Origin of the sequence: Oribacterium sinus, assembly GCF_963537195.1 — a bacterium.
Classification (GTDB): Bacteria; Bacillota; Clostridia; order Lachnospirales; family Lachnospiraceae; genus Oribacterium; species Oribacterium sinus_A.
In genome coordinates this window covers 1-7,619 of sequence record NZ_CAUTEG010000101.1, presented here as the reverse complement: position 1 = coordinate 7,619, position 7,619 = coordinate 1, and the positions used below count along the sequence as shown (strand labels likewise).

Genomic DNA, 7,619 nt, shown 5'->3' with positions numbered 1-7,619 from the left:
TTTTCTTCCGGTTTTGTCTCCTCTCCTGTCTCTTCTTTCTTTGTTAATTCTTCTGTTATCTTAGTATTTTCCTCTACAACATTCTTAGCATTCTTTTCTGTATCGGAAACCGTTTCTACATAAGCAATCTTATCGCTACCTTCTTCCTCCACCAAGTGATGAATTGAAATATTTTCCGGTTTAGCTTCCTCCGGCAGAATATCCTTAGAAATACTAAGTCGTACTGCTACAGGAAGGGTAGGCTCCACCTCTACTCCCTCTGCATTAACAAAATGAATATCAATGGAACGAGAATCTTCATAATATCCTCTTACCTTTAAAGCTTCTACCTGAGCATCACTCAGTTTTGGCTCATCTGACTTAGCTTCTTCCGGCTTAACCATCTTACTTACCTGAAGGGTTACATTCTCCGAAAAAGCCTCCTTATCATAGAACACTTCTACAACACCGAAGTCTTCTACTTCCTTATGCTGACTCCTTCTGCCTAATTCATTTAAGCTATAGATTTGATATTTTGCGGTATATAGTTCAGAAAGGAATGGAGTAATATCTGCCTTCATTTCCTGATAAAGGGCAAGAACGGGATCTTCTTGACTGTTTTTTGCCTTTTCCTTCTTATTCTCCCCTTCTGCCTTCACCTCTGTAATTACCACAGTGCTTTGCTCTTGACTCTCTTCGACTGAAGCAGAAGTCTCGGTACTTTGACTTTCTTCTGTTGCAGTGCTTGTCTCTGAACTTTGTCCCGCTTCAGAAGCAGTTGTAAGTTCGCTAGATTGACTTTCTTCAGAAGATGCCAGATTTTCATTACTTTGCGCTGTAGATGGAAGAGCTTCCGTATTCTGCTTTACTTCTTGTTCTTCTCCTTCCTTTTTCGCATTACTCTTTTTGATTTTATCCTCTAAGTTTTTTAAATCTTCCAGAATAGATTTTGCAAGCTTTGTTTTACTTTGAACCTTCACACTGGGATAGCTGTTACTATCTACAAAAAGCTGAAAACGCAAATCCTGTTCTCCGTGGTTTTCATAGAGGAAATGAATCAGTTCAGTTCCCTGTACCTTGTATTCCTTATTACTTGAATCAGAGTTGATAAAGTCCGGTTTCGCAGCTGCATTCTTCTCTTCCTCAGTCATTTCCTGACCGGCGGATTCAGAACTTGCTTCCTGTGTGGCTTCAGAAGTCTCCTTCGCGGGTTCAGCATTTTCCACTTGAGACTGAGCAGCCTTCTCCTCTTTCGCCTTGTCTGCTTCGCTCTTCTCCAAAGCAAGTCTTTCTTTCTCTCTCTCAGGAGCCAATGCTTCCTCATACCAATCAGGATTTCCCTGCTCCATTAATTTGCCAAAAGAGGAATCCTTAGTGAAAAATCCCAAGGCATCTTTTCCTTGTTTTTCGATTTCTCCGGTACGCTCGGTAGGATCAATTTCCACAATAGCTCTTACCTTAGCCCCGGTTTCCTGATAAACCGCCTCTGTTCCATTTACAAAATTATCCAGAGAGATTTCGTAAAGTTCCTTTCCTTCTGCAAGGCTATCTCTGTAAAGCTGCAAAAGCTCAGGGTCTTTACTATAGCTTAAGCTTTCTGTGATGGAAAATTTGACACCTTCATAAATTGCCGCTTCCGCAGCCTGGCGCAAATCCTCCCCTTTGAAATGGAGCTTAACGTTGTCCCCTCTACTTTCAATTCTGTTTGGAGAACCTCCCTGTTCTTCCTGTGCATCTGCCGATAGCACGAGTCCATGAGAACCTGTTAAAACAAGGCAAAGTACCATAAGCATGGAAAGCTTGACTTTCCAATTCATTTGGCCCTTATTCCTTTCTTTTTTGCGAAGTACTCTCATTTGTCATCCCTCTTTTTTCTCTATTCTCTCCGGCTTCACGGGATTTTCCGGAATTTTTTCCAAAAAAATGGGCCGTATTGCCGTCCGAGAAAGTACTAAATAAATACCCTTTTCTTTCTCACACTACAATATCGGCCTTTTTGAAAAAATTATAATAGAAAGTTTTTTCGCAAAATGCATTTTTATTTTAATTTTTTATTTTTGGAAAAGCATGCAAAGGAATCCTTTCTTCTCGATTAGTCATTCCTCCACAGTACCCTATTCTTATTAGGTAGAAATTTTTTCAACGGAAGTATTTCGACAAAAAAGAGGGATGATATTAATTTTTAATAATCAATCCCTCTTACAGCTTAGACTGATAGTTTTCCAACATATGAAAAAATCCAATTACATAGACTGTATTATCTTTTACAAAGTAAACAAGAAGATAGTTATGCTTTTTTAACGAATACTTTCTATACCCTTTTGCAAAGAGATAATAATCCTCGCAATAAGCAAACGATTCCGGATAACTTTCTAACAACTGTAATGCGTCATCTAAATCATCTAAAATACTATTTGCTCCTTGGCAGCTCTTTAGATTATTGGTAATATATTGCACTGTTTGATCAATTTGTTGCTTTGCTCTATATGAAATATCCAATTTATAAGCCATATTTTTCCCTTATTTCTTTCAGAGCTTCTTTTGCAGGTGTAGTCCTTCCTGCCGCTACATCTTCCTCAGAAATTTCTAATTCTCTATAAATTTGATTCAAGCGATGTAATGCTTCATAACTTTCTATGCTCATTAAAACCATATCTCCATAGCCATTTTTTGTCACATATATGGGATCCTCATTTTCATGACACATTTCTGAGATTTTAGCAGTATCTTTTAACTCTTTTATTGGAATAATTCTAGGCATAACGCACCACCTTTCTATCCCATAATAATGACATAATTATCATATCTAAGCAAGCAATTTCTATAATCTTCTTTTCCGTTTCTATAATCTTCTTTTCCGTTTCATAGTAGTTTTAAAAGAACGTTTACTTTTTAATTACCAGCTTTTATATTGGGAAAAATTGGGAATTGAATAAAAGAATTAAAAAGTGCGAAGCATACCAAAAACAGAAAACGCCATTGGCATAGTAGTTACCGATGACGTCCCAGCACATCCTTCTACAACTTGGTAGATGATTGTCTTAACTATAGCATTTATGTTTAAATTGTCAAAGAAAAGCTAAAACAAGCCATATTTTTCTCTTATCTCTTCTAGTGCTTCATTTGCAGATGTAGTTCAGATTTATAAACCAAACTCCAAGAGCAAAGATTGTAGATAGTCCTGATCTATAGAAGATTTCTTAATATCATCAATTCTACCATGTTCTGCCAACAGTCCCATTAATTGTATTACCTTTTGTTTAGCTATAATTTCTTCTTCTCTACCTTTTTCTATTCCTTTTTCTATTCCCTCTTTTAGCGCTTTTTTCCTATAATTCTCTAATAAAACATTCATTTCTTTGCCTCCTTTTTCATTTGGCTTTGCATTTTTTAGTAGTGCAACTCTCTTTGATAATATATCTGAATTCATTTGTTCAGTTTCTTTTGCATGAAAATCTTCTGCTAATTTCCCCAAGGGACTATTATCTACATAGGATGTATTAAAATAAATAATATGAGACTCATCCCAAAACGGCTTCCCGAATTCTTGAATTGTTCTTTCTATATGATAAATCTGAAGTTTCCCATGAAGCACATCATTTGCTGTAATAAATATAACATAGGATTTGGGTAATTGCGAAAAATGATTTCCTTTTTTTAGATAGTGCATGTCCATTAAACCGGCATGATAACGCGCTCGTTTAGGCTCTGCTCCAGAAATGTTATTTTGAATTTCAATATTGTAAATATTATTATTACCATCTTCACAGAGGCAGTCTAAAACCAAAGAGTGTCCATGAAGATTCGATAAATTCTTTTGAAGGCTTTGTCTTTTCAGCTTTAATGTAGAATCGTCCATAATAGTTTGCAGAATATATTCTGTACATTCCTTATCTTGCAAAACCACTTTCATAAATAAATCATCCATGAGCGTAAGAGAAGAAATGATTTTTTGCTTTTCCACAATATCATTTTCAACTTTAGATTTAGGCATGAGTTCCCTCCTTATAGTGAAAAGAAATAATAGATTAAGAGAATACTATGTATAGAAACATGAACTTTATCCTAGTATACGACCTTCATTCAAAATCACCTATACTCCACATTCGGATAATATCCGTAAATGGAGTAGGTTTTTTGACATGGAACAGAAGCCAATAAATGGCGTAGCTATACCATTTATTGGCTTCTTAGTCTTAATCTAATGCTATGACTGAAATTATAGAAAAGCAGAAAGAAATCTCAAATTACCGCCTTATCCAAGAGGAAGTCAATCAGATTGATATGCAATACTCCATAGTCATCGTACCAACGTTTTCCGATATCTCTTCGCACCAGAATTTTGGGAAAGGAGTCACCGGTAAGTGAAAACGGTCTAAGCTCTATCTCCGTCTTTTCTTCTGTGGGCATAGCGTAAGCAGATTGAATATAGCATCTCTTGCCTCCGGAATTTACCACAAAATCAATCTCACGAGCCGTCCGAACGGAATTCCCCTTTTCGTTTTTTTCTCTGGCATATACTACCCCCACATCCACGGAAAACTGTCTTACCATCAATTCGTTAAAGAGAATATTTTCCATGATATGGGTCATCTCTTGCTGCCGAAAACCGATTCTGGCATTTCGAAGCCCGATGTCCTCACAGTAATATTTATTGGGGGAGTCAAAGTAGGCTTTTCCCTTCACATCATAGCGTTTGCTTTCCGAGAAGAGGAAGGCATCCTCCAAGTGTCCGATATACGCTCGAATGGTGTTCGGAGACACGGAAATGCCTTGCTTGGATTGCAAGGTGTTGGCCAGCTTTGCCGGATTCGTAAGAGAACCGATGGAAGAACAGAGCAAATCCAAAATCTGCTCCAGAATATCCTGCCTTTCGATTTTCTTTCGCTCCACGATATCCTTGATATACACCTCCGAAAAGAGGGATTTTAGGTAATTCATCTTTGCAAGTTCATTTGGTCTGGATAAGATTAAGGGTATTCCCCCATAAAAAGCATAGTCGTCAAAGGCTTCATTTTTATCCCCTCCTACTGCAGAATAGTACTCCGAAAAGCTTAAGGGATGGACTCGAATTTCATCACTTCTCCCCCGAAACTCCGTAAGAATATCACTGGATAGCATCTTGGAATTGCTCCCCGTCACATAAACATCCAGATTCGGAATGGAGCGTAAATCATTTAAGGCATCATAGAAGCTAATCTTCTTCCCCTCGGGGTTGTAGGGATTCGGGACTTCATCAGACATCTGTATTTCATCAATAAAAAGATAGTGTTCTTCTCTTGTTCCGGAAAGCTTCTCTCTAACAAAGGAACTTAAGCGAAGTGGATCTCTAAATTGAATGTCTTTCGCCAAATCCAGTTCAATGCTGATAATCTGCTCTTCCTTCACCTGATGATTCAACAAATAATCTTTATATAGCTTCTTCAACAAATAGGACTTTCCGCATCGTCTGATTCCGGTAATCACTTTAACCAAGCCGTCAAAGCGATAGGATATAAGCTGTTTTAAATAGCTATCTCTTTGGATTTCCATAAGCTCTCTCCTTAATTGAATTTTATTGCCCCAAAAGGCTTTTATATTCAATATAATAACTTCTATTCGACTCTTATACAAGATACTTTCTGCCAACCTGCTAGGAATATTCTATTGACTTCTCAGGAACATATCTTGCTTTCCTCCCTATATAGAACTTCTTACTTTTTCTTCCTGAAAGCCATTGCCCCGCCTTCTCTTCCGTGTTACACTTACACAGGCTTATGCGAGTTTTTACTTGCTAAAATTCAAGAGAAAGGAAGGAAAATGCAAATGAAAAGCGGCGACGACACGGATCCTAGTACTTATGATATTTCCATGGGGCAGGGATTTGTGAATTTCTATCAATCCTTCCTTCTGATCGGATAAATCGTGAAAATATCATAAGTTCTTTTCCCTGTGTCCATAGTTTTTTTGGGAAGGAGCTTACATGAACGAAGAAGAGAGAGTTTTACAGGATTACCAGCAGGAAATTCTGGATATTTTGCGGGGGTCGGATGATCCCGCAGTGAAGAAAGAGCGTTTGGAAGACTACCATGCCAATGATATGGCCTCCTGTCTTCCGGAACTGACAAAAGAAGAACGGGAAGTTTTCTATTCCTTATTGGATATGGAAAGCCTTGCGGAAATGATGGAATATGCAGAGGATGCAGGGCAATATCTGGAAGAAATGGATGCGCAAAAGGCTGCCGACATTCTGGTAAAGATGGAGCCGGATGATGCGGTTGACCTTTTAAAGGAGACCGAGCCGGATATCAAGAAGGCCTGGATTTCCCGCATGCCTTTGGAGAATCGAAAAGAATTGCAGTCCTTGGCCTCCTATAGCGAAGACTTGATCGGTTCCCGTATGACCACTAATTTCGTTTCCCTGGAAAGCAATCTAAACATCCGAGAAGCTATGCGTTCCTTGATTGATCAGGCTGCTGAGCATGACAATATTTCCACCCTTTATGTGGTGGATGAAAATGAATCCTATTACGGCGCTGTGGATTTAAAGGATATCATTATCGCCAGAAAGGATACCAAGCTTGAGGACATTACCGAAACTGCCTACCCCTTTGTCTATGCGGATGAACGGATTGAGGATTGCTTGGAAAATATCAAGGCTTACTCCGAAAACTCTATTCCAGTACTGGGAGAGGACAAGGAAATTCTCGGTGTTATCACTGCTCAGGATATCTTAGAGGTTTCCGATGACGAGATGGCGGAAGACTACGCTAAGTTGGGAGGTCTTTCTGCAGAAGAGGATTTAAATGAACCTGTTGTGGATAGTGTGAAGAAACGTCTTCCCTGGTTGATTATGCTTCTGTTCCTGGGACTTTTGGTTTCCACCGTTGTGGGACTTTTCGAGACTGTGGTGGCGCAGCTTACCATTGTCATGGCCTTCCAGTCCTTGATTTTGGATATGGCAGGAAATGTAGGAACCCAATCTCTTGCAGTAACCATCCGTGTCTTAATGGATGAACAGTTAAAGGCAGGGGATAAATTAAAGCTTATTGTCAAGGAAATGAGTATCGGCGGTATTAATGGCTTAGTTTTAGGATTTTTCTCCTTAGTGGGAATCGGGGCTTACATCTATTTCTTTAAACATATGCCCCTCCATATCTCCATTGGAATTGCCTTTTGTATCGGCATTTCCCTACTACTGGCTATGGTCATCTCCTCCTTTGTGGGAACCATCGTCCCTATCTTCTTTAAGAAAATCGGCGTGGACCCGGCGGCAGCCTCCGGCCCATTGATTACCACCATCAATGACCTGGTGGGAGTGGTAAGCTACTATGGACTAACATGGCTATTAATTTTAGAGATTATGCAGATTAAGGTTGCATAATAAAACAGCAATAAGCAAGTCTTATCAGATAAAATATACTATATTAAGCTGTCTGGCCTATAGTTTAAAAGGTCTATAGCTTAAAAGGCTTTTAGCACAAAACCTGTTGACGAAAACCGCTCTATGCCCTTATGAATCAAGGGCATAGAGCGGTTTAATGTTTTTACAGATGGAGAAGGATAGAATCTAAAACCAAAAATAATCTGTGGGCTTTTCCGCAGTATAGCTTTGTGATACGGGGTAATCTGAGCCCGTGGGTACTTGCGAAAAACGAAGG

5 protein-coding genes and 1 pseudogene are annotated in these 7,619 nt (G+C 38.9%); 1 reads left to right on the top strand and 5 read right to left on the bottom strand.

Features of this window, described 5'->3' with window-relative positions; all coding sequences use genetic code 11:
- From RYL27_RS09665 to RYL27_RS09645, 5 genes and pseudogenes are all read right to left on the bottom strand, one after another.
- Positions 1 to 1,796, bottom strand: a pseudogene (locus RYL27_RS09665) (hypothetical protein); the annotation flags it as partial.
- 382 nt (positions 1,797 to 2,178) lie between these two features.
- Positions 2,179 to 2,490 carry a type II toxin-antitoxin system RelE/ParE family toxin gene (locus tag RYL27_RS09660; RefSeq protein WP_308579966.1) on the bottom strand — a complete coding sequence of 104 codons (312 nt, stop codon included), beginning with the start codon at positions 2,488 to 2,490 and terminating at the stop codon, positions 2,179 to 2,181.
- Positions 2,480 to 2,740 (bottom strand): type II toxin-antitoxin system Phd/YefM family antitoxin, encoded by a 261-nt coding sequence (locus RYL27_RS09655; protein ID WP_308579965.1) that lies wholly within the window; start codon positions 2,738 to 2,740, stop codon positions 2,480 to 2,482. The genes RYL27_RS09660 and RYL27_RS09655 overlap by 11 nt, the downstream gene beginning before the upstream one ends.
- A 381-nt stretch (positions 2,741 to 3,121) precedes the next feature.
- The gene (locus tag RYL27_RS09650) at positions 3,122 to 3,973 is read right to left on the bottom strand and encodes a PD-(D/E)XK nuclease family transposase (protein ID WP_314966881.1); all 852 of its coding nucleotides are present in this window, start codon (positions 3,971 to 3,973) and stop codon (positions 3,122 to 3,124) included.
- A gap of 248 nt (positions 3,974 to 4,221) precedes the next feature.
- Positions 4,222 to 5,511, bottom strand: a complete 1,290-nt coding sequence (locus RYL27_RS09645; RefSeq protein WP_314966879.1) for an ATP-binding protein — start codon at positions 5,509 to 5,511, stop codon at positions 4,222 to 4,224.
- A gap of 430 nt (positions 5,512 to 5,941) precedes the next feature.
- On the opposite strand from RYL27_RS09645, the gene mgtE reads away from it, so the two are divergent.
- On the top strand, positions 5,942 to 7,342 hold the full coding sequence (mgtE, locus tag RYL27_RS09640; RefSeq protein ID WP_314966877.1) for a magnesium transporter: 1,401 nt from the start codon (positions 5,942 to 5,944) through the stop codon (positions 7,340 to 7,342).
- Positions 7,343 to 7,619: the final 277 nt, after the last annotated feature.

Excerpts from the sequence above, each read along its gene's own strand:
- RYL27_RS09645 (WP_314966879.1), bottom strand. The coding sequence starts at position 5,511 with ATGGAAATCCAAAGAGATAGCTATTTAAAACAGCTTATATCCTATCGC.
- RYL27_RS09660 (WP_308579966.1), bottom strand. The coding sequence starts at position 2,490 with ATGGCTTATAAATTGGATATTTCATATAGAGCAAAGCAACAAATTGAT.
- mgtE (WP_314966877.1), top strand. The coding sequence starts at position 5,942 with ATGAACGAAGAAGAGAGAGTTTTACAGGATTACCAGCAGGAAATTCTG.
- RYL27_RS09655 (WP_308579965.1), bottom strand. The coding sequence starts at position 2,740 with ATGCCTAGAATTATTCCAATAAAAGAGTTAAAAGATACTGCTAAAATC.
- RYL27_RS09650 (WP_314966881.1), bottom strand. The coding sequence starts at position 3,973 with ATGCCTAAATCTAAAGTTGAAAATGATATTGTGGAAAAGCAAAAAATC.